The organism is Kitasatospora sp. NPDC088160 (assembly GCF_044741445.1).
Classification (GTDB): Bacteria; Actinomycetota; Actinomycetes; order Streptomycetales; family Streptomycetaceae; genus Kitasatospora.
Map to the genome: position 1 here is coordinate 270,949 of NZ_JBIUSS010000003.1, position 20,639 is coordinate 291,587.

Below are 20,639 nucleotides of genomic sequence, written 5' to 3' on the forward strand. Positions count from 1 at the left end.
AGCTGGTCACGCCATGATCGAAACGATCGAACTCGACTACGACGACTCCGGGTTCCGCCGCAACGGGGCCCCGCACCGGATCGTCGCCGGCGCCCTGCACTACTTCCGCGTCCACCCCGAGCTCTGGGACGACCGGCTGCGCCGCCTGCGCGCCCTCGGCGTCAACACCGTGGACACCTACATCCCCTGGAACTTCCACGAACTTCCCACCGGTGAGATCGACTTCACCGGCTGGCGGGACGTGGCCCGGTTCGTCCGGCTGGCCCAGCAGCACGGACTGGACGTCATCCTGCGGCCCGGCCCCTACATCTGCGCCGAATGGGAGTTCGGCGGCCTGCCCGCCCGGCTGCTCGCCGTCGACGGCCTGCGCCTGCGCTGCGCCGACCCCGCCTTCCTGGCCGCCGTGGACGGCTGGTTCGACGCCCTCGTGCCCGAGCTGGTGCCGCTGCTGGCGAGCCGCGGCGGCCCCGTCGTGGCCGTCCAGGTCGAGAACGAGTACGGCAGCTACGGCACCGACGCCGGCTACCTCGCCCACCTGCGCGACGGCCTCCTCGCGCGCGGCGTGGACTGCCTGCTGTTCACCGCCGACGGCGCCGAGGACTTCATGCAGCAGGGCGGCGCGATCCCCGGCCTGCTCGCCACCGCGACCTTCGGCTCCCGCGCCCCCGAGCGCTTCGAGGTGCTGCGCCGCCAGCAGCCCAAGGGGCCGCTCGCCGCCATGGAGTTCTGGATCGGCTGGTTCGACCGCGTCGGCGGGCCCCACCACGTCCGCGACCCGGAGGAGACCGCCCTTTCCCTGGACGCACTCCTCGCCACCGGAGCCTCCGTCAACCTCTACATGGCCCACGGCGGCACCAACTTCGGCCTCTGGTCCGGCGCCAACCACACCGGCACCAGCCCCGACACCCCGGGCTACGAGCCCACCACCACCAGCTACGACTACGACGCCCCCATCGGCGAGGCCGGCGAGCTCACCCCCAAGTTCCACGCCCTGCGCGACGTCATCGGCCGGTACCTCCCCCTGCCCGACGGCGAACTCCCCGCCGAGCCGCCCCGCCTGGCCCCGCGCCGCATCGACCGCAGGACCGGCCGGGCCCGCCTGTTCGACTCCCTCGACGCGCTCGCCACCCCGCACCACCGGCCCGTCCCGGAACCCATGGAGAACCTCGGCCAGTCACTCGGCCTCATCCACTACCGCACCCGTGTCCCCGGCCCCCGCCCCACCCTGCCGCTGCGCGTCGACGGCCTCGGCGACCGCGCCCAGGTCTTCGCCGACGGCAACCCCCTCGGCACCCTCGACCGCAACGACCCCGGCGCCACCCTCCCGCTGGCCACCACGCCGGCCGGCGCCACCCTGGACATCCTGGTCGAGGCGCTCGGCCGCACCAACTACGGCCCCCAACTCGACGACCGCAAGGGCATCCGGCGCGGCGTCTCGCACGAACGCCAGCGCCTCCACGACTGGGAGATCCGCCCGCTCCCCCTCACCGACCTGAGCGGCCTGGCCTTCGACCCGGCCACCGCCGCCACCGACGGCGACCCGGCCTTCCACCGCTTCGAGACCGACCTCGACACCCCCGCCGACGCCTTCCTCGCCCTCCCCGGCTGGGGCCGCGGCCTGCTCTGGCTCAACGGCTTCCTCCTCGGCCGCTACACCGACGAGGGACCGCAGCGCACCCTCTACGCCCCCGCCCCGCTCTGGCGCCCGGGCACCAACACCCTCGTCCTCCTCGAACTCACCCGCCACGGCGAGGCCCTCGACCTCCGCGACCGACCCGACCTCGGCCCCGTCACGGACGCCCCCAGCTCCGAGTTCTGAAACCCCGCCTCACCGACATCGTGACCGCCCTGCTCACCGGCTACGCCGTCGCCTCGACGACCCGGCCGGTCGGGGACTGAGCGTTCCCGCGGTGGTCGGCTACCGGCGCCGGCCCCAGCAGGTGATCAATGGGGCGGTGGTCACGTCCAGTTCGGTGTCGCGGAGGTTGGCCAGGTGCCGGTCCAGGTCGGCGGCGGTGAGGTCGGGGCCGACCAGCTGGTCGCGGAGCTGACGGACCGTCGCCGCCTCCAGCTCCCGGCAGGCCGGGGAGGTGACGGGGAAGTACGCCTCGGCGGCGACGTCCGTCAGGCCCGCCTCGCGGAGCAGCCGGGGCAGGGTGCGGCCGAAGGCGAGGTCGGCGCCGCGCTCGGCGAGCCGGGCCCGGAACGCCCGGCGCACCCGGTTCGCCAGCTCCTGGTCCGGTCCGTGCTCGTCCGGGCAGGCGAGCGGTTGCAGGGCCGGGTCCGCGTCCTCCACCACCAGCCAGCCCCCGGGCCGGACCGCCGACGCCAGCCGTCGCAGCACCTCGGCCCGGTCCGGCAGGTGCACCAGCACCAGGCGGACGTGCACCAGGTCGAACAGCTCGTCGGGCAGCGGGTCGCGGGTGACGTCGTGCCGGCGGACCTCGACGCGGTCGGCGGGCAGTCCGGTCAGCCAGCTGGTGTCGAGGTCGCTGGCCAGGACCCGGCCGGTCGGCCCGACCCGCTCGGCCAGCGCCAGCGGGATCCCCGGGCCGCCCGCACCCACCTCCCAGCAGTGGTGCCCGTCGGCCGGGCCCAGCCGGTCCAGGTGCTCCAGCGTCCACGGGTCGAACAGTTCGGCGATGCCCTCGAACCGTCGACCCGCCTCCCGCTGCCGGTTGTCCAGCAGGTAGCCGCGCTCGTCGCCCATGCTCCGCGCCTCTCGGATCGCCCTTGCCCGTCGCCCCGCCCGTCGCTCGACGCGGCCGACCGCGATGGTAGGCGATCGGCGCCGGGTGCGCGAAGGCTCCCCGAGGAACGCACCCTCGCGTCTCCCGCCCCGGGCTGCGGCGTCCCGGGACGTGGGAGGGACGGCGAAGCCATGGTGGACCGGGCCTCCGCGCTCCTAGCGTGGCGGCCGACCGGTCCGACCGGTGCGGACCGCGGACCGCCCGCGGACCCGCCCGGACCCGCCCGCCAGCCCGCCAAGGAACAGGTGGCCCCGTTCATGTACCCCGACTTCACCCCGCCCCGCCCCGGTCGCCGCTCCTTCCTGACCGGCGCCCTCGCGGTCGGCGGCGGTGCCCTGCTCGCGTCCGCCCTGCCCGCCGGGGTGGCACGAGCCGCCGACGGGCCGACGGTCGCCGACACGGCCGCGTGGGGCGCCCGGCCCTCCAGCATCCCCGTCAACGTCCTGGCCGGGGTGCCGGACAAGGTGATCGTGCACCACACCGCGACCCCCAACGTGACGGACTACTCGCAGGCGGCCGCGTTCTCGCTGGCCCGGTCGATGCAGACGTACCAGATGGACAGCGAGGGCTGGATCGACACCGGGCAGCACTTCACCATCAGCCGCGGCGCGTACGTCCTGGAGGGCCGCCACAACAGCCTGTCCACGCTGCGCGGCGGCGCCCAGCACGTCGAGTCCGCCCACTGCACGGCGCAGAACACGGTGGCGATCGGCATCGAGAACGAGGGCACCTACACCACCGTCGACCCGCGCGGCGAGCAGTACGCGGCGCTGGTCGACCTGATCACCTACATCTGCCGCCAGTACGGGCTGCGGGCCTACCAGATCTACGGGCACCGGGACTTCAACAACACCGAGTGCCCCGGTGACCGCCTGTACGCGCTGATCCCGCAGCTGCGCCGCGACGTCGCGGCCCGCATCGGCGGAGACCCGACCGGGCCCGTGTGGCCGCTGCTCACCGGCGGGGCCTCGGGCGAGACGGTGCGGACCCTCCAGTACCTGCTGGTGCAGCACGGCGCGAGCCTGACCGTCGACGGGGCGTACGGGCCCGCCACGCAGAGCGCCGTCACGGCCTTGCAGAACCTCACGCACGCCACCGCGGACGGGATCGCGGGCAACCAGACGTGGAGCCAGGCGGTCGCGCCCCTCGCCGACGGCGCCTCGGGCGGCGCGGTGCTGGCCGTGCAGGGCCAGTTGGTGGCGCACGGCATCCAGGTGGGCGTGGACGGCGCGTTCGGCCCCGGCACCCGGTCCGCGGTGACGGCCTTCCAGACCTCGGCCGGACTGCCCGCCGACGGGGTGGTGGACGCCCGCACCTGGAGCCGGCTGGTCGCCTGACCCCGTGCCCGCCGGCCCTGGCCCGGACCACCCGACGCCCCCGCGGATCCGTTGCGTCCGCGGGGGCGTCGTCGTGGTCAGCCCAAGGTCCTGTCCGGCCGGGACGGCCGGCGGCCGGTGACGGCCAGCACCAGGCCCGCCGCCAGCACCAGCACGAGGGCGATCAGCGGCCGCAGCAGGGCCGTCCGACAGCGGTGGGTCCCCGTCGGCCCGGGTGCCGGCGGCACGGCGGTGTCCGGCGGTGCGCCGACCGGTGCGCCCGCGGCGCGGCAGCCGTCCGCCCGGCGCCACAGGTCGAGCAGCCGGTCGGTGTCGCCGGCGCAGACGGAGGCGATGCTCTCCACGGCGTCGCGCGGCGGGAACTGCTTGCCGTTCACCCACCGCTCCCAGGAGGACTTCGCGTAGTGGGTGCGTTCGCTGAGCCGGGCGTACGTCAGGCCCGACTCGGACTTCAGCGACCGGAGCTCCCTGGCGAGTTCGTCGGCAGGGGCTGGAGACGTGGTGTACGACGCGTGGTGGCGGTCCATGTGGCTTCTCCCCCGTTGCTCTGTGCTGTGACCGTGCCCGGGCCGGGAGCCTGCCGGCGTGCCGGCCAAGGCGCGGCCCACTCTGCGGGATTCTCCGCCGGTCTTCGAGCGTCTTCGGCGGTTCTGAGACGGTCCGAGGTCGTCCCACGGCCCGGAGCTGCACCTTGGGACGCCGGGGCGGAGGCATCGTGAGACGGTGTCCGGGACGCGGGCCCCGGGTGGGCGCGCCGCAGGGCGCGGCGCCCGGGGAAGCGGGCGGTGGCCGAGGGAAGTCGACCGATTAGACTGATCATCCGAAAGTGGATCAGTTTGCATCCTCCACCGACCCGCCCGAGGTACCCGCGATGAGCCAGTCCTGGAAGCCGCTCCCTGACGATCTTTCGGAACCCGCTCGGCGTCTGGCCGAGGAGCTGCGCGCGGTCAAGGACGCGCACCAGATCTCACTGGCCGAACTCGGGAAGAGGACCTACCTCAGCAAGGCCTCCTGGGAGCGCTGGCTGAACGGGAAGCGCCTGATCACCCCGCAGGCCCTGGCCGGCCTGATCGCCACGGTCGAGTGCGACGCCGATCTACTCACCTCCCTGCTGCGGAAGGCCGAGGCCGCGCGCGACGCGGACGAGGCGCTCTTCCCCGAGGCTGCGCCCGCGCCGGCCGAAGCCCCCGCGCCCGCGCCCGCGCCCGCAGCGCCGGCCGAGGCCCCCGAGCCCCAGCCCGTACCCGCGCCCGCACCGCCCGCCGAGGTGCCCGAGCCGGCGGCCGAAGCGCCCGACGCCGCCCCCGCCTCACCGCGGCCCGCCCCGTGGCGGCGGCCGGCGGCCGGCGTGGGAGCCGCCGTCGCCGCCGTGCTCATCCTGTTCGCGGCCCTGTACCTGCGCGGCCCGCACGGCGGCAACGGCACGGCATCGGCGGCGACGCTCCCGCCGAAGACGGCGGCGACGACGGCGACCGCCGGGTCGGCGCCGCTCTGCGAGGGCGTCGGCTGCGCCGGCAAGGACCCCCAGGACATGCGGTGCGACGTCGACCAGCGCACCCTGCTGACCGGCAACGTGGGCGAGGTGGTCCTCTACGTCCACTACAGCCCGCGCTGCCGGGCCGCCTGGTCGGGGATCACCGACGGCTCCCCCGGGGACAGCGCCACCATCACCACCAACCACGGCTCGCAGGAGACCGCCCTGATCCACTGGGGCTACGACAACTACTCCGTGATGGTCGACGCGAGCCCCGGCGACACCACCTTGCAGGTGTGCGGCCACCAGAAGGAGGGCGACAGCTGCACCGGCGTCGTCACCGACCTCGCCGCCCGCGCGAGCGCCCTCCCCGGCCCCCCGCCTCCGGCCGCCGCTCCCACGCCCACACCGACACCCACGCCCACGTCCACGCTCTGAGGAGCCGCCACCATCGCGGCGAAACTCACTGGCGGCTCGGGCCCGCACGAACGAGCATGGCCCGCATGAGCGACCAACCCGAGCGATGGACCCAGGCGACCGTCTACCCCGACATGTGGGCCGACCCGGACGACGACCCCCGCAACAGCGAGGGAGTCAGCCCGGACGGCGAACTCCCGACTCTGAACGACTTCCTGACGAACTACCGCCACACCCTACGGATGAAGTGCGAGGGCCTGGACCCGGAGCAGCTGGCCCGCCGCTCCGTCCCGCCGTCGACGATGTCACTGCTCGGCCTCGTCCGGCACCTCGCCGAAGTGGAACGGGACTGGCGCGGCTGGATCAGCGACGGTGATCCGCTGCCGAAGCTCTACGGCCGGCGGGACGCGGACTTCGACGGAGCCGTCGCCGAGCAGGCCGAGGTCGACGCGGCCTTCGCCGACCTCGCCCGCGAACAGGCCGCCACCGACGCCGCCCTGGCCGCACACCCCGATCTGGGCGTGCGGCTGGGGAAGAACGGCATCGCGGTGCGAGAGCTGCTGGTGCACAGGATCGACGAGTACGCCCGTCACTGCGGGCACGCCGACCTGTTGCGCGAGTGCCTCGACGGGCGGGTCGGCCAGTGAGGCCCGTCCCGGTGCGCTGACCTCGGCGGGCGGCCCCGTCAGGCGGCGCCTCGCTGGAAGGCGGCGCCCCGCCGGAACACCGCCGACAGGCTCGCTCCCCCGGTGCCCGCCACCGCGCAGCGCAGCGCCAGCGGCCCGGAGTCCGAGAGCACCGTGATGCCGGTGCCGCCGCTCGCGAGCCGGTAGCCGTCCCGCGCCAGCGTCAGCTGGACGGTGGCCGCCTTCCGGGTGGGGTCGGCGACGGCGACGGAGAGGTCGCCGCCGTTCTCGCGAAGCAGGACGGAGCAGGGGGCGGAGACGGTCAGCGGGCCGACCGTGCCGGGGGCGAAGAAGTTGGCGAGGGTGAGTCCGAGTCCGGGCACGCTGATCGCCTGGGCGTCGGCCGTGTTGGCGAGCACGGTGGCCGTCGGGGCCGCCGCGCAGGCCGCCGCCTGGTCCGGGCCGGCCCCGGGCATCAGCACGTAGTGGTACGTCCCGTCGACGGGGTCGGTGCCGTGGTCGAGGCCGATCGACAGGTAGGTCCGGGTGATCGGGTCGGGCGCCCCGCCCCGGTTGATGTCGACCCACGCCCCGGTCCGCCGTTCGCGGGCGAGGTCGAGGGTGGCGCCGTCGGGGAACACCCAGGCGCCCGACCCGGCCAGCGCCGCCCAGCGGACGCCGTCGGCCCTCCGGCTCCAGCCGGGGTCGGCGGGCTGGCGGACGCCGTCCAGCACGAACTCCCGATCTTCGCGGGCCCCGAGGTTGCGGTGGTCGACGGTCGTGCGGACGGCGACGCCGTCGGTGCAGCCGATGCCCGCGCCGAGGCAGACGATCGAATCGTCCAGGCAGAACCAGGACTTGCGCCCGACCAGGGCGGAGCCGAGGCCCCGGACGTCCTGGCCGACCACCGACCAGTCGCCGTCGCTCGCCCCGCCCGCCCAGGCGGTCGCCGGGCGGGCCTGGCCCCAGTCGCCGCCGGCCCCGTCGGCCAGCGGGCGCGTCGACACGGTGGTGCCGGGCAGCCGGTAGGGGTCGGCGGTGGGCCAGAAGGAGTCGCTGTACTGCTCGTCGCCCTGCTCGCCGCCGTACCAGTAGAGCATTCCGCTGCCGCTGTGCCAGGCCCGCAGGTTCTCGCCGTTCCCGCACTCGTAGAAGGCGGTCCGGGACGAGGACAGGCTGAGCTGCGCGCTCCAGCCGGGCCGGCGGTGGACGGCCCGGTCCATGGTGAACACCCGGCTGCCCGTGCCCTCGTCCGCCGCCCGGGTGCCGGAGTCCGCCAGGAGGGCCTGTGCGCGGGCGAGTTCGGGGATGTCGGCGAGGACGTTGGACAGGTAGGGGAGCACCTGGTCGCGCTGGAGGGAGCCCTTCACGGCGGCGCGCCAGGCCGCCGCCTGGGCGGCCGGCACCGACCCGGAGTCGGCCAGCCGCAGGACGTCCCCGAGCAGGGCGTGGCCGCGCACGTGGTCGTCCAGGCGGGCCCGCCGCGCGTCGCCGGCCTGCACGCCCCGGCTGACGGCGCGGCCCGAAACCCCGTCCATCACCAGGCCGTTGAAGAGGAACGGCAGGAACCCCCGGTCCACGGCGGTGAAGACGTTCCGCAGCGCGGGATCGGTGACGGCCCAGGGCGTTCCGGCGAGCAGGCGCAGCAGCCGGCCCAGGCTGCCGAGCAGCACCTCGCCGTAGCTGCCGGTGTACGGCACCCAGGTGTGCTGGACGAAGCTGCCGTCGGCGTAGATCCCGTCGCCGGTGGTCACGTAGCGGAACACCGGTGACAGCCCCCGCTGCGCGGCGGCGACCGGGGCCGCCGAGCGGCCGATGACACCGCGCAGCGCGAGCACCCGGCACAGGTCCACCCGGTTGGCGCCGGTGCTGGTCCCGGTGTACTTGTCGACCACCGAGGACGGGACGAAGTGGTCCACGGCCGCACCGCACGCGGCCGCCCGTTCGGCCGTCAGGAGGTCGCCGAGCAGCACGCACACGTCCAGCAGCGCCTGGGGGGCGCCGATCTGCCAGTCCCACCAGTTCCCGTACGACGTGGTGGTGGCGGTGTAGGCGCGCTGGAGCACCCAGTCCAGGCCGGTCGCGACGGCGGCGCCGAGGCCGGGATCGCCCGTCGAGCCGGTGGCCGGCCGGGTGAGGGCCAGGGCCATGAGCCGAAGCCGCCCGACCGTCGACGTGACGGCGGCGGAGGCCGAGCCGACCGGCAGGTCGGGCCAGAGCGACCCGGGCTGCGGGCTCAACGCGGCCTGGTGGCCCCGCGCCTGGTCGCCCAGCGCGGTGAGAGCGCGGGCGAACGGCGGCGCGGCCGGGTCGTACCCGGTTCCGGTCAGCTGCTCGGACCAGGCCGCGCGCATCGCGTCGTAGCCGTCGGCGGCCCGGGCCTCGGTGGGCCCGCCGAGCCACCACGCGGCCGCCGCGGCGGTGGCGGCGGCGCTGGTCCTGAGCAGTCCGCGCCTGCTCAGGACCGGTATCGCCGCCAGGTCACCGGTCTCCGTCCACGAGCTGTCCATCGGGCCGTCCTTCCTCGCGAACTCCCTTGTCTGACCGGAGAGTAAGCGCTTTCTATCGCGAGGACAACGCTTCCGGCACGGGCCCGTGACCGGAGGGCCGGCTATCCGACCGGCCCCGTCGACCCGCGGGGCACCAGTTCGGTGGCGAGGACGGCCCGCTGCGGCTCGGGGCCGGGGCGGTGCAGCGCGAGGCGCAGCGCCGTGCGGCCGAGGTCGAGGTGCGGGATGCGCACGGTGGTCAGGCCGGGCCTGAGGTCCTCGGCCCCGGGCAGGTCGTTGAAGCCGACCACCGAGACCTGTCCGGGCACGGCGATCCCGTGCTCCCGCAGGACCGTCAGCACGACGGCCGCCACGTCGTCGTCGTGCGCGAAGACCGCCGAGAAGTCCGGCGGCCCCTGGGCCAGGCGGCGGCGCAGCCAGGCCCGCGCCCCGTCCCGGGTGTGGCACCCCTCCACCGTCAGTTCGGCCGGGCGGCGCAGGCCGTGGGCCGCCAGCGCGGCCTCGTACCCGGCGAGGCGCTCCCGGGTGGTGGTGGTCGCAGCCGGTCCGCCGAGGAAGAGGATCCGCCGGTGGCCCAGCGCCAGCAGGTGGTCGACGGCCGCCCGCGCGCCGCCCGCGTTGTCGTAGTGCACGGCCGTCAGCGGCAGTTCCTCCCCCGGGGCCGGCCGGCCGCAGAGCACCAGCCGGGAGCCGGCCGCGTCCAGGATGCGCGCCAGCCGGGCGATCCGGGAGCGGTACCCCGGGCTGTCCTCCACCCCGCCCACCAGCACGACGGCCTCCACGTCGCGCGCCCGCATCTCCTCGACCAGCGTCAGTTCGCGGTCGGGGTCGTCGTCGGTCGCCGCCACCAGGCAGAGGCAGCCCTCGTCCACCGCCTGCCGCTCCACGCCGTGGGCGACCCGGTTGTGGAAGGGCGCCGCGAGGTTGCCCAGCAGGATCGCCACCGTCCGGGACCGCCGGCCGGCCAGCGCCCGCGCCTGCGCGTTGACGACGTAGTCGAGGTCGCGCACCGCGCGCAGCACCCGCTCCCGGGTGGCCCCGGCCACCGGGTAGTCGCCCGCCAGCACGCGCGACACCGTCGCCATCGACACGCCCGCCAGCGCCGCCACGTCGTTCACCGTGGGCCTGCCCCGCCGGGCTCTCCCCCCGTCGCTCACCGCTGCCCCCCCCGGTCCCGACCAGCTCCACGCCCGGCCTCCACGGCGGGCCGTGCCCCGAGGATACGGGCGGACGCCCTTCCCGCCTCCGCAGACCTCCGAAGACCTCCGGAGACCTCCGCCGACTGCTCGCCGGCCGTCCCGCGTCCGGCGGGCTCAGGAACCGTCGTCAGATGTCGGACGTCACTCCCCCTGCAAGCCGTTCGCGCAGGTCGCGGGCGAGTGGGAGCCGGAAGGGACGGGTGGGGAACGGTGACGCAGGTGACCGAGGTGACCGAGGTGACCGAGGTGGCGGACGGGGCCGTGGCCGGTGTGGACGGAGCTGCGCCGCAGGGGCGGCGGGCGTTCGCGGTGGCCGGGTTCGCGTCGGGGCGGGGCGGGCGGGCGCGGGAACGGGGGAAGGCGCTGCGCGGGCGCATCCCCCGGGAACGGCACGCGGAGTTCTCTCCCGGGCCCGAGCGGCCGACGGCCGTCGAGGCGATCGAGGCGTCCAACGCGGGCCGGATCGCCGCGTTGGTGCCGATCCGGGTGGGGCGGATGGCCGCCACGCCGTTCGCGTTCCTGCGCGGTTCGGCCGGACTGATGGCCGCCGACCTGGCGGGCACCCCGGACACCGGGGTCGGCGCCCAGCTGTGCGGGGACGCGCACGCCGCCAACTTCGGGCTGTACGGGGACGCCCGCGGGCAACTGGTGATGGACATCAACGACTTCGACGAGACCGTGCCCGGCCCGTGGGAGTGGGACCTCAAGCGGCTGGCCGCGAGCCTGGTGCTGGCCGGCCGCGAGACCGGGGCCGACGAGACCACCGCCCGGGAGGCCGCCCAGCACGCGGCCGGCTCCTACCGCCGGACGATGCGCACGCTCGCCAAGCTGCCCGCGCTGGACGCCTGGAACGCCGTCGCGGACGAGCAGTTGGTCTCCTTCACCGAGGCGCACGACCTGGCCGAGGTGCTGCGCAAGGTCGGCGCGAAGGCGCTGGGCAACACCAGCGCCAGGTTCGCCGCCCGCAGCACCGCCCGTACGGCGGACGGCGGACGGCGGTTCACGGCCGCTCCGCCGGTGCTCACCGAGGTGACCGACGCGACCGCGCGGGCCGTCGCGCAGTCGCTCGGCCCGTACGTGGCGACGGTGCCCGCCGAGGTGCGCACCCTGCTGTCCCGCTACCGGGTGCAGGACGTGGCGTTCCGGGTGGTGGGCACCGGCAGCGTCGGCACCCGCTCGTACGTGGTGCTGCTCACCGACCACCGGGACCAGCCGCTGGTGCTCCAGGTGAAGGAGGCCCGCCCGTCCGTGCTGCTGCCGTACCTGGAGCGCGCGGGCCACCCGGTGGCCGGCCAGGACGGCCACGAGGGCCGCCGGGTGGTGCTCGGGCAGAAGCACATGCAGGTGGTCAGCGACACCCTGCTGGGCTGGACGACGGTGGACGGACTCCCCTACCAGGTCCGGCAGTTCCGCAACCGCAAGGGCAGCGTCGACCCGGCCGCGCTGCTGCCGGGCCAACTGGACGACTACGCCCGGATCACCGGCGCACTGCTGGCCCGGGCGCACGCGCACACCGCCGACCCCGGCCTGCTGGCCGGCTACTGCGGCAGGAGCGAGGCGCTGGACGAGGCGGTCGCCGCCTTCGCCGTCGCGTACGCGGACCGCACCGAGGCCGACCACGCCGACCTGGTCGCGGCGGTGCGGGCCGGCCGTCTGCCGGCCGAGTTCGGCGTCTGACCGGGGGCACCGGGCCCGAACGGGGCCCGCGCGTCAGGACGCCCGGGTCAGGACGCCCGGGTCAGGACGCCCGGGTCAGGACGCCCGCATCAGGACGCCCGCATCAGGACGCCCGCATCAGGACGCCCGCATCAGGCGGACAGGAACGGCGCCACCGCGGCAACGAACTCGACGGGCCGGGCACTGTGCACGAGGTGCCCGGCCTCGATGGTGACCATCCGGCAGTCCGGGATCAGCCGGTCGAGCTCGGCGAGCCGCTCCTGCGGGACGTGGCTCGCCGAGCCACCCGCGACCACCAGGGTGCGGGCGGTGATCCCGGCCATCCCCGCCAGCCAGGCCGGGTCGGGGGTGTCGACCTGCGCCTTGACGGCCTTCACCACGGCCCAGTCGAAGTGCACCGGCTCCTCCGGCGCGTCCGGCACCGCGCCGGCCGGGCGCGGGTGCGGTGCCGGGATGTCCTCCAGGACCAGACGGCCGATCCGCTCCGGCCGGGCCTGGGCGACCAGGTAGCCGACCACGCCGCCCATCGAGTGGCCCACCAGGTCGACCCGCGCCAGGCCGAGCGCGTCGAGGAAGGCGAGCACGTCGTCGCGCATCTCCTCCAGGCCGTACCGGGCGGTGCGGCCGCTGTCGCCGTGGCCGCGCAGGTCGAGCGCGTACACGCGGTGCCTGGGGGCGAGCTCTGGCAGGACGACGTCCCAGTCCGTGGCGCGCTCCCCGAGGGCGTGCAGCAGCACCAGCGCCGGGCCGTCCGGCGGGCCGCTCTCGCGGTAGGCGAGCGCCACCTCGGGCAGGTCCACGATCCGGTTCTCGGTCATGCCCGCCACCGTACGTGCGGGCCTGCGCTAACGGACCGCTGTTCGCCCACGGCTCACCGCGACGGGCTCGCCGGTCGCCTCCCGGGCCGCCCGCCGGCCGGCGAACACCGACGCCAGGACGGCGAGGGCGGCGACCGCCGCGCACACCACGCTGGTGGCCAGGTAGGCGGAGCGGTGGTCGCCGCCCCCGGCGGTCTGCCGCAGGTAGACGCCGGACAGCGCCGAGACCGCGACCGCCGCCGCGATCCGCTGGGCCATCTGCAGGATGGCCCCGCTCACCCCGGCCGCCTCGGCGGGCGCGTGGCGCAGCACGTACGCCTGGTTGGTGGCGCCCATCACGCCGATCGAGGCGCCGCCGAACAGTTGCAGCAGCGCCAGCAGCCAGGGCAGGACGGCCGCGGGCGCCCAGTGCGCGACGAGTCCGCTCGCCAGCATGACCAGGGCGGAGCCGGTCATGCCCGCGGTGATGGTGCGCCGCCCGAAGCGCTGCACCACCCGCCAGGCCAGCGCGGAGGCGACGCCCATGGCCACCGCCGAGGGCAGCGCAACGAGTGCGGCGCCCATCGGGGAGAGCCCGAGGCCGTCCTGGAGGAACATGGTGAGCACCAGTCCGGCGGCGAGCGAGGAGCCGAACTGGGCCATCGCGGTCGCGGTGCCGAGCGCGTACGGCGCGGAGCGGGTGAGTGCCGGGTGGATCAGCGGGTGGCCGCCGGAGCGGGCGTAGCGGCGCTGCCACCAGGCGAGGGCCCCGAGCAGCAGGACGGCGACGGCGGCGAAGGCCAGCCAGCCGGTCCAGCCCGGCGGTTGGACGAACGGCAGCATCAGGGCGAGGGTGAGCGCGGCGACCAGCAGCAGGCCGACCAGGTCGAGGTCGGCGTGCCGGGCACTCGGGCGCGGCCTGGGCAGGTGACGCACCGCCAGCGCGACGGTGGCCAGGCCGAACGGCACGTTGAGCAGGAAGGTCAGCCGCCAGCCGTGCTCGGGGCCGGCCGCCGCCAGGACCGCGCCGCCGATCGGCGGGCCGAGCGCGAAGGCCAGCCCGCCCGTGACGGCGTACATGCCGAGGGCGCGGGCCCGTAGTTGGCCGTCGAACACGTCCTGGAGGGTGCCGATCATCTGCGAGTTGACCAGTCCGGCGCCCACGCCCTGGAGCAGCCGGGCGGCGATCAGCACCTCGGGCGCGGTGGCGGTCGCCGAGACCAGGCTGACCAGGGTGAACAGGGTGAGGCCGGTGACGAAGAACCACTTGCGGCCCCTGACGTCGCCCAGCCGCCCGCCGGGGATCAGTGCCAGGCCGAAGGCGAGCGAGTAGCCGGCCACGATCCACTGGAGGTGGGCGGGTTGGGCGTGCAGGCTCTCGCGCAGGGCCGGGATGGAGGTGTTGAGGACGGACTGGTCGAGCAGTGTGGTGAAGCCGCCGGCGACGCAGACCAGCAGGACGCGGCGCCCGGCGGCGTCGAAGCGCTCGCGGGGCCCGGCGGCTATCCGGGTCTTCGGGCGCCTCACGGTTCCACCACCACCAGGGCGTACCGGGCGTCGTCCGGGCCGGGGGCGCGGAAGCGGCTGGTCCCGGAGACGTAGCGCAGGCAGTCGCCGGGGCCGAGCAGGTGCCGCTCGCCGTCGACGGTGAGCTCCAACACCCCCTCGAACACCCACAGGTGGTGTTCCAGGTCCGCCAGGCAGGGGCGGTCGTAGGCGATGTCGGCGCCGGCGGGCAGCCGGCCCTCGACGATCTCGGCGCGCAGCGAGCCGTGCGGCGGGGAGACGGAGCGGCGGACGAAGCCGGTGGTCTCGTCCCGCCAGATCCGCTGGTCCGCGGCCCGCACCAGCCGGGCCGGCGCCGACTCGACCTCGGCGAGCAGCCGGGACATGGTCCGCCCGTAGACGGCGCAGAGCCGCCCGAGCAGCGCGGCGGTCGGGCTGACCTCGGCCCGTTCGACGCGCGACAGCGTCGAACGGCTGACGTCCGCCAGCCGGGCCAGTTCCTCCAGCGTCCAGCCCCGTTCCAGCCTCAATTCGGCGAGCCGGTTGGCGAGCCGCTCGTCGGCGGCCGTCTCGATTCCCATATTCGCGATGCTATCCCGGATATGAGATCACTCCCAGGGGCGCGGGCCGCCGTGGCCGGGGCGTGGAGAAGGGCGGGAGGCGTGGACTCGGCCGGGACGGCGCGCCGCGTTCGGGTGCGCGCCCCTGCGCTCCTCGCGCCCTCTCCCTTCCTCCGGCTCCTCCGCCGCCTCGACTCTTCCGCCCCCTCGGCCCGGGAGGGGAGGTGATCATATGATGTGCGGCGGATCAGGGCTGGTCAGCGGCCCACCGGCGAGGGGGAACCATGTTCGGCATCATCAGACCGTGCAAGCACCGGCTGTCCGAACGGCTTCAGGCGTCGTGGCTGGCGCACCTGTGCGGGCTCTGCCTCGCGCTGCGCGACGACCACGGCCAACTCGCCCGCACCGCCACCAACTACGACGGCCTGATCATCTCGGTCCTGGTCGAGGCCCAGGCCGCCCGCGAGGACACCTCCTGGCGGCGCACCGCCGGGCCCTGCCCGCTGCGCGGCATGCGCACCGCCTCCGTCGCCCGGGGCGAGGGCGCCCGGCTCGCCGCCGCCGTCTCGCTCGCCCTCGCCTCGGTCAAGATCCGCGACCACGTCGAGGACCGTGACGGCGTGTTCGGCCGCCGCCCGGTCGCCGTCGGGGCCCGCGCGGTCACCCGGCGGTGGGACCGGCAGAGCGCCGGCAGCGCCTCGACGGTCGGCTTCGACACCGGCGTACTCCTCGAAGCCGCCTCCCGGCAGGGCGAGTTGGAGCGGTCGCTGCCGCCCGGCGGCTCAGTCCTGCTGGTCACCGAGCCCACCGAGACCGCCACCTCGGCCGCGTTCGCGCACACCGCCGTCCTCGCCGGGCGCCCCGGCAACGCCGCCCCGCTCGCCGAGGCCGGCCGGCTCTTCGGCCGGCTCGCCCACCTCCTCGACGCCGCCGAGGACCAGGCCGCCGACGCCGCCGGCGGCGCCTGGAACCCGCTGACCGCCACCGGCACCGGGCGCGCCGAAGCCGAACGCCTGTGCCGCGACGCCGTCCACGGCATCCGGCTCGCGCTGCGCGAGGTCGAACTGACCGACCGGGCCCTGGTGCACCTGCTGCTCGCGCACGAGACCGAGCGGGCCGTCGAGCGGGTCTTCGGCCCGGCCGCCCACGCAGCCGCCTGCCAGACCCGGAACGCCGGACCCGCCGCCGACGGGTCGGCGCACGCGGCGACCGGCGGGCACCCGCACGCCGCCGGGGAGCACCCGCACGACGCGCCGCCGCGCCAGGCGCCGCCCGGGCAGACTCCCGGTCAGGATCCCGGCCGGACCCCGCTCCCGCCGTGGGTGCCCCAGGACCCCGGCTTCACCCCGATCGGCGCCAAGCCGCCGCGACCGCGCAACCTGCTGGCCGGGTGCGCCGTGTGGGCGCTGATGGCCTGCACCTGCCAGTTGCTCTGCTGCGAGCACAACGACCCGTTCAACCGGGAGCGCCGGGAGGGCTGGTGCCAGCGGCACGACTGCGACTGCGCCGACTGCTGCGACCCCTGCAATTGCTGCAACGGTTGCGATGGCTGCGACGGCTGTGGCTGTTGTGATGGTTGTGACTGCTGCGACTGCAGCTGCTGACGTGCCGTACCGTCAGCCGTCCGGATTCCACCGCGCCGCCGGCGGCAGCGGCGGCATCTGCGACACCGCCACCTGATCGACCGCCACCGGCCCGGAGCGCCCCCGCGGCACCCCGGGCCGGTCAGCCGGCCCGTACGCCTCACCGCGCCGCCAGAGCGGCAGCACCACCACCGGGCGCCGCTCCGACCCGTCAGGCATCGGACCCGGCCGCCGCCCGTCGCCTCGCCCGGTCAGCCGTCCGATCCGCCGCCAGCGAGTTCTCCAACCGCGCCAGCAACTCCCGGAACCGCTCGGTGTCCTGCTCCGTCATCCGCCCCTCGGGCGCCGCCCCCGGCCACTCGGCCGTCATCTCGTTCATGGGTCCGACGTTACGCCCCGACGATCAACAGGCGATAAATGCGGAACGCACGCCTACGGGTGCGGCGGTGAACGGAGCCGGTCCTCTTGGCGCGCGCGGGGGTTGGTGGTTCACTTCCCATGTTAGGCAACTTTCCTAACATGACATCAGCGCTCGACCGCCTCCCCCGCGAGAGGAACACCTCCCCATGGGACGTAGCAGCACCAGGACACTGATCGCCGCGGCGGCACTCGCCGCCCTGCTCCCGCTCGCCTCCGCACCGGCCGGGGCCACCGCACCCGTCGCACCCGCCCCGCACAGCCCGCGGGCCGCCTTCCAGCACCCCGGCGTGCTGGTCGGCGACCAGCAACTCGGCTTCCTCAAGGACAAGCTGGCGGCCGGGGCCGAACCCTGGACGTCCGCCTTCGCCGGCCTCCGGTCGAGCAAGTACGCCTCGCTGGACTGGCGGCCCCGGCCGCGCGCCACCGTCGAGTGCGGGTCCAGCTCCCACCCCGACAACGGCTGTTCGGACGAGCGCGACGACGCGATGGCCGCCTACGCCCACGCCCTGCAGTGGGTGCTCACCCGCGACCAGCGGTACGCCGACAAGGCGATCGAGATCATGGACGCCTGGTCGGCCGTGATCCAGGAGCACACCAACAGCAACGCCCCGCTGCAGACCGGCTGGTCGGGCAACAACTGGTCCCGGGCCGCCGAGTTGATCCGCCACTCCGGGGCGGGCTGGCCGGCCGCCTCGGTCGACCGCTTCGCCACCATGCTGCGCACCGTCTACGTGCCGCTGCTGTCGCCCGGCAGCCCGCGCAAGAACGGCAACTGGGAGCTGATCGAGACCGACGCCCTGATGGGCATCGCGGTCTTCCTCGACGACCGCGGCCTGTTCGACCAGGCCGCCGGCATGTGGCGCAAGCGCCTGCCCGCCTACGTCTACCTGTCCTCCGACGGCGATCTGCCGGTGCCGCCGCCCAAGGCCGGGATCGAGGGCGAGACCGCGCTGGTGAAGTACTGGTCCGGCCAGTCGACCTTCGTGGACGGGCTCTCGCAGGAGACCTGCCGCGACTTCGGGCACACCGGCTGGGGCCTGGAGGCCGCCGCCCAGACCGCCGAGACCGCCCGGCTCCAGGGCCTCGACCTGTGGGGCGAGGGGCGTGAACGGCTGGTCAAGGCCCTGGAGTTCCACACCGCCTACGACAACGGCGCGAACGTGCCGGACTGGCTCTGCGACGGCTCGGCGAAGACCGGCCTCGGCCCGGCCGTCCAGCTCGCGTACAACGAGTACCACCTGCGCGAGGGCGTGGCGATGCCGCAGACCGAGCAGTACGTGGCCGCGCACAGCCCGTTCGGGGCCAACTACTTCATCGGCTGGGAGACCCTGACCCACACCAGCGCGCCCTGACGGCGCGGGCGGCAAGCGGCGGTTCCGGGAGTGCACCCGCCCGGAGCCGCCGTCGCGGCTGCTCCCTTCCCGGGAGCGTCCGTTCCGGGAACGGGCCTTCCGGTAACAGGTGGTCCCGGAACGGGCGTTCCCGGGAACGCCCGTTCCGCGCGTGACTCACCCCTCGGGGAACAGGCCCTCCAGGACGGCGGCCACCCCGTCCTCGTCGTTGCTGCCGATGACGTGGTCCACCGCGGCCAGCACCTCCGGGTGGGCGTTGGCGACGCCGTACGAGGTGCCCGCCCAGGCCATCATCGGCAGGTCGTTGGGCATGTCGCCGAACGCGACCGCCTGCTCGCGGGTGATCCCGCGCCGCCGCGCCAGGTCGCCGAGCGCGGCGGCCTTGCTGACGCCCTTCGCGACGGCCTCGACCAGCCGCTCGCCGTTCGCGTGGTAGACCGTCACCAGCTCGCCGAGCACCGGACGGGCCAGCGCCAGCAGCTCGTCCGCGGACAGCTCCGGGTGACGGCCGATCAGCTTGGGCGCCGGGCGGCCGAACAGCCGTGTGTCGTCGAGGCGTTGCACCGCGGTGTCGGCGTCCCAGGCGCCCGCCTCGTAGTGCGCGTCCCCGGCCAGCTCCTGGGCGTACTCGACGGCCAGCCCGATCCCCGGCACGGCCTCGCGCAGCCGCCGGGCGCTCTCGCCGAGCACGTCGACCGGGATCGGGTTCTCCGCGATCACCGCGCGGGTGCGCATGTCGTAGCCGAAGGCGCCGTTGGAGCAGATCGCCACGCCCCGGTGGCCGAAGGCGGCCGCGATCTCGCCCATCAGGCGCGGCGGGCGGCCGGTGACCAGGACGACGAGCCCGCCGGCCCGTTCGACCCGGGCGAGGGCGGCGACGGTACGGGCCGAGACGGTGCGGTCGCCGCGCACGATCGTCCCGTCGAGGTCGGTGGCCACCAGGCGCGGCGGCCGTATCGGGGTGACGGTGGGTGGGGTGGTGCTCGGGAGGCTCATGGGTCGGTGCTCCGTGCTGGTCGGGGTTTCGGTGGGGCGGCCGGGCGCGGGGACGTGTCCAGTACGCGCGCGTACGGCGCAGGCGGTGCGCACGCGGCGGGCACGCGGTGTGTGCGTGCGCGCGGGGCACCCGGGTCGGCGGTGCAGGGAGCTCGCGGGCCGGGCCCGGCGGTGGCCGGGCAGTCGGTCGCCAGACGCTCGGACGGTATCACCGGGGTGGCCCGATCGGCGACGACCGAGCACCGCCTCCGAGACCGAAGTAATTTTATTAGGAAACTTTCCTTACCTTATAGACCGTCACCGACCGCAGACCGTACTCTGCTGCCGCGAGCTCGCGCTCTTGCCCCCACAGCGCCCGGTCGGCCGGCGCGCCACCCCCCACTGCCTCCGGCGGCACCGCCCCGGAGATCGGAGCACACCCATGCGAGTTTCCCGAACCCGACGCCTCGCCGCCGCCACCGCGGCAGCCGCCCTGGTCGCCGGTGCGGCCTGGGCCGCCACCTCCGCCTCGGCGTCCGCCGCCCCCGCCCGGGCGACCGCCGCGGCCGTGCAGCGGGCGTCCGCAGGCGGCCTGACCCCCGATCAGCACCGCCGGGCCGACCAGCTGATCAGCATCTTCGAGAACAGCACCACCGAACTCCAGTACGGCTACGCCGAGAACATCAACGACGGCCGCGGCGTCACCGCCGGCCGCGCCGGCTTCACCACCAACGACGGCGACGCGCTCAAGGTCGTCCGCGCCTACACCGCTGTCTCCCCCGACAACCCGCTCGCCCGCTTCATCCCCGAGCTGGAGCGCCTGGCCGCCGCCGGCAGCGGCGACACCAGCGGCCTGCCCGAGAGCGACTACGTCGCCGCCTGGAAGCAGGCCGCCCAGGACGCCACCTTCCGGCAGGTCCAGGACGACCAGGTCGACCAGCGCTACTTCACCCCCGCCATGAACCAGGCCGACCAGCTCGGCCTCACCACCGCCCTCGCCCGCGCCGAGTTGTACGACGCCTCCATCCAGCACGGCAACGGCAGCGAGTACGACGCCCTGCCCGCCCTCATCAGCCGCACCAACGCCAAGGTCGGCTCGCCGTCCGGCGCCGGCGAGAGCACCTGGCTGAACGCCTTCTTCGACGTCCGCGTCGACGACCTCACCAACCCGGCCAACTCCTCCACCGCCGCCGAATGGAGCAAGTCCGTCGACCGGGTCGAGTGCCTGCGCCGAATCGCCGCCACCGGCAACTACAACCTGGACGGCCCGCTCAGCGTCACCGCCTTCGGCTCCGGCTACACCATCGACTGACCCACCCGCACCCGTCGAGCCCGGGGTCCGGTGTGTGGGACCGGACCCCGGCCCGGCGAGGCCCGCCGCCGGACTCCCCGACCCCGGCGGAGCGCGGCCGCGCCGGGCGATCCGACCGCCGGTGGCGGCAGGGAGCCGGGACTC

At 75.2% G+C, this 20,639-nt stretch carries 17 protein-coding genes; 8 read left to right on the top strand and 9 right to left on the bottom strand.

Annotated features, from left to right (window positions below; genetic code table 11):
• The first annotated feature begins 13 nt into the window (after positions 1 to 13).
• On the top strand, positions 14 to 1,819 hold the full coding sequence (locus tag ACIOGZ_RS06025; RefSeq protein WP_400985032.1) for a beta-galactosidase: 1,806 nt from the start codon (positions 14 to 16) through the stop codon (positions 1,817 to 1,819).
• A gap of 99 nt (positions 1,820 to 1,918) precedes the next feature.
• On the opposite strand, the gene ACIOGZ_RS06030 is transcribed toward ACIOGZ_RS06025, so the two are convergent.
• Positions 1,919 to 2,710 carry a methyltransferase domain-containing protein gene (locus tag ACIOGZ_RS06030; RefSeq protein ID WP_400334283.1) on the bottom strand — a complete coding sequence of 264 codons (792 nt, stop codon included), beginning with the start codon at positions 2,708 to 2,710 and terminating at the stop codon, positions 1,919 to 1,921.
• A 285-nt stretch (positions 2,711 to 2,995) separates the two neighbouring features.
• On the opposite strand from ACIOGZ_RS06030, the gene ACIOGZ_RS06035 reads away from it, so the two are divergent.
• Positions 2,996 to 4,087, top strand: coding sequence for an N-acetylmuramoyl-L-alanine amidase (locus tag ACIOGZ_RS06035; protein ID WP_400985034.1), 1,092 nt, complete (start codon positions 2,996 to 2,998; stop codon positions 4,085 to 4,087).
• A 77-nt stretch (positions 4,088 to 4,164) separates the two neighbouring features.
• Here ACIOGZ_RS06035 and ACIOGZ_RS06040 read toward each other — a convergent pair whose 3' ends face one another.
• Positions 4,165 to 4,614 carry a helix-turn-helix transcriptional regulator gene (locus ACIOGZ_RS06040; protein WP_363586478.1) on the bottom strand — a complete coding sequence of 150 codons (450 nt, stop codon included), beginning with the start codon at positions 4,612 to 4,614 and terminating at the stop codon, positions 4,165 to 4,167.
• A gap of 299 nt (positions 4,615 to 4,913) precedes the next feature.
• Here ACIOGZ_RS06040 and ACIOGZ_RS06045 point away from each other — a divergent pair, with 299 nt between their 5' ends.
• Both ACIOGZ_RS06045 and ACIOGZ_RS06050 read left to right on the top strand, forming a co-directional pair.
• Positions 4,914 to 5,999 (top strand): DUF2690 domain-containing protein, encoded by a 1,086-nt coding sequence (locus ACIOGZ_RS06045; protein ID WP_363586479.1) that lies wholly within the window; start codon positions 4,914 to 4,916, stop codon positions 5,997 to 5,999.
• 56 nt (positions 6,000 to 6,055) lie between these two features.
• Positions 6,056 to 6,625 carry a DinB family protein gene (locus tag ACIOGZ_RS06050; protein ID WP_363586480.1) on the top strand — a complete coding sequence of 190 codons (570 nt, stop codon included), beginning with the start codon at positions 6,056 to 6,058 and terminating at the stop codon, positions 6,623 to 6,625.
• 38 nt (positions 6,626 to 6,663) lie between these two features.
• On the opposite strand, the gene ACIOGZ_RS06055 is transcribed toward ACIOGZ_RS06050, so the two are convergent.
• Together ACIOGZ_RS06055 and ACIOGZ_RS06060 are read right to left on the bottom strand one after the other, a co-directional pair.
• Positions 6,664 to 9,114, bottom strand: a complete 2,451-nt coding sequence (locus tag ACIOGZ_RS06055; RefSeq protein WP_363586481.1) for a polysaccharide lyase 8 family protein — start codon at positions 9,112 to 9,114, stop codon at positions 6,664 to 6,666.
• A gap of 101 nt (positions 9,115 to 9,215) precedes the next feature.
• A complete protein-coding gene (locus tag ACIOGZ_RS06060; RefSeq protein WP_363586482.1) occupies positions 9,216 to 10,232 on the bottom strand; it encodes a LacI family DNA-binding transcriptional regulator in 1,017 nt (338 codons plus the stop codon).
• A 300-nt stretch (positions 10,233 to 10,532) separates the two neighbouring features.
• On the opposite strand from ACIOGZ_RS06060, the gene ACIOGZ_RS06065 reads away from it, so the two are divergent.
• Complete coding sequence (locus ACIOGZ_RS06065) at positions 10,533 to 11,990, top strand: DUF2252 domain-containing protein (RefSeq protein WP_400985037.1); 1,458 nt, start codon at positions 10,533 to 10,535, stop codon at positions 11,988 to 11,990.
• Positions 11,991 to 12,121: 131 nt separating this feature from the next.
• On the opposite strand, the gene ACIOGZ_RS06070 is transcribed toward ACIOGZ_RS06065, so the two are convergent.
• The 3 genes from ACIOGZ_RS06070 to ACIOGZ_RS06080 are packed head-to-tail and all read right to left on the bottom strand — an operon-like array spanning position 12,122 to position 14,874.
• Entirely contained in the window at positions 12,122 to 12,808 is a 687-nt protein-coding gene (locus tag ACIOGZ_RS06070; RefSeq protein WP_363586483.1) for an alpha/beta fold hydrolase, read from the bottom strand.
• Positions 12,809 to 12,835: 27 nt separating this feature from the next.
• On the bottom strand, positions 12,836 to 14,314 hold the full coding sequence (locus ACIOGZ_RS06075) for an MFS transporter (protein ID WP_363586484.1): 1,479 nt from the start codon (positions 14,312 to 14,314) through the stop codon (positions 12,836 to 12,838).
• Positions 14,311 to 14,874 carry an XRE family transcriptional regulator gene (locus ACIOGZ_RS06080; RefSeq protein WP_363586485.1) on the bottom strand — a complete coding sequence of 188 codons (564 nt, stop codon included), beginning with the start codon at positions 14,872 to 14,874 and terminating at the stop codon, positions 14,311 to 14,313. Before ACIOGZ_RS06080 ends, ACIOGZ_RS06075 begins: the two co-directional genes overlap by 4 nt.
• Positions 14,875 to 15,137: 263 nt before the next feature.
• Between ACIOGZ_RS06080 and ACIOGZ_RS06085 the strand changes: the two genes are divergently transcribed.
• On the top strand, positions 15,138 to 16,457 hold the full coding sequence (locus ACIOGZ_RS06085) for a DUF5685 family protein (protein WP_400985039.1): 1,320 nt from the start codon (positions 15,138 to 15,140) through the stop codon (positions 16,455 to 16,457).
• Between the two features lie 190 nt (positions 16,458 to 16,647).
• Here the strand turns inward: ACIOGZ_RS06085 and ACIOGZ_RS06090 are convergent, their stop codons facing one another.
• A complete protein-coding gene (locus ACIOGZ_RS06090) occupies positions 16,648 to 16,815 on the bottom strand; it encodes a hypothetical protein (protein ID WP_350879489.1) in 168 nt (55 codons plus the stop codon).
• Between the two features lie 187 nt (positions 16,816 to 17,002).
• Between ACIOGZ_RS06090 and ACIOGZ_RS06095 the strand changes: the two genes are divergently transcribed.
• On the top strand, positions 17,003 to 18,208 hold the full coding sequence (locus tag ACIOGZ_RS06095; RefSeq protein WP_400985041.1) for an alginate lyase family protein: 1,206 nt from the start codon (positions 17,003 to 17,005) through the stop codon (positions 18,206 to 18,208).
• A 156-nt stretch (positions 18,209 to 18,364) separates the two neighbouring features.
• Here the strand turns inward: ACIOGZ_RS06095 and ACIOGZ_RS06100 are convergent, their stop codons facing one another.
• A complete protein-coding gene (locus ACIOGZ_RS06100) occupies positions 18,365 to 19,204 on the bottom strand; it encodes an HAD family hydrolase (protein ID WP_400985043.1) in 840 nt (279 codons plus the stop codon).
• Positions 19,205 to 19,625: 421 nt separating this feature from the next.
• Between ACIOGZ_RS06100 and ACIOGZ_RS06105 the strand changes: the two genes are divergently transcribed.
• On the top strand, positions 19,626 to 20,495 hold the full coding sequence (locus ACIOGZ_RS06105; protein WP_400805956.1) for a chitosanase: 870 nt from the start codon (positions 19,626 to 19,628) through the stop codon (positions 20,493 to 20,495).
• Positions 20,496 to 20,639: the final 144 nt, after the last annotated feature.

Excerpts from the sequence above, each read along its gene's own strand:
- ACIOGZ_RS06030 (WP_400334283.1), bottom strand. The coding sequence starts at position 2,710 with ATGGGCGACGAGCGCGGCTACCTGCTGGACAACCGGCAGCGGGAGGCG.
- ACIOGZ_RS06055 (WP_363586481.1), bottom strand. The coding sequence starts at position 9,114 with ATGGACAGCTCGTGGACGGAGACCGGTGACCTGGCGGCGATACCGGTC.
- ACIOGZ_RS06085 (WP_400985039.1), top strand. The coding sequence starts at position 15,138 with ATGTTCGGCATCATCAGACCGTGCAAGCACCGGCTGTCCGAACGGCTT.
- ACIOGZ_RS06025 (WP_400985032.1), top strand. The coding sequence starts at position 14 with ATGATCGAAACGATCGAACTCGACTACGACGACTCCGGGTTCCGCCGC.
- ACIOGZ_RS06050 (WP_363586480.1), top strand. The coding sequence starts at position 6,056 with ATGGCCCGCATGAGCGACCAACCCGAGCGATGGACCCAGGCGACCGTC.
- ACIOGZ_RS06040 (WP_363586478.1), bottom strand. The coding sequence starts at position 4,614 with ATGGACCGCCACCACGCGTCGTACACCACGTCTCCAGCCCCTGCCGAC.
- ACIOGZ_RS06080 (WP_363586485.1), bottom strand. The coding sequence starts at position 14,874 with ATGGGAATCGAGACGGCCGCCGACGAGCGGCTCGCCAACCGGCTCGCC.
- ACIOGZ_RS06070 (WP_363586483.1), bottom strand. The coding sequence starts at position 12,808 with ATGACCGAGAACCGGATCGTGGACCTGCCCGAGGTGGCGCTCGCCTAC.
- ACIOGZ_RS06105 (WP_400805956.1), top strand. The coding sequence starts at position 19,626 with ATGCGAGTTTCCCGAACCCGACGCCTCGCCGCCGCCACCGCGGCAGCC.
- ACIOGZ_RS06095 (WP_400985041.1), top strand. The coding sequence starts at position 17,003 with ATGGGACGTAGCAGCACCAGGACACTGATCGCCGCGGCGGCACTCGCC.
- ACIOGZ_RS06090 (WP_350879489.1), bottom strand. The coding sequence starts at position 16,815 with ATGAACGAGATGACGGCCGAGTGGCCGGGGGCGGCGCCCGAGGGGCGG.
- ACIOGZ_RS06100 (WP_400985043.1), bottom strand. The coding sequence starts at position 19,204 with ATGAGCCTCCCGAGCACCACCCCACCCACCGTCACCCCGATACGGCCG.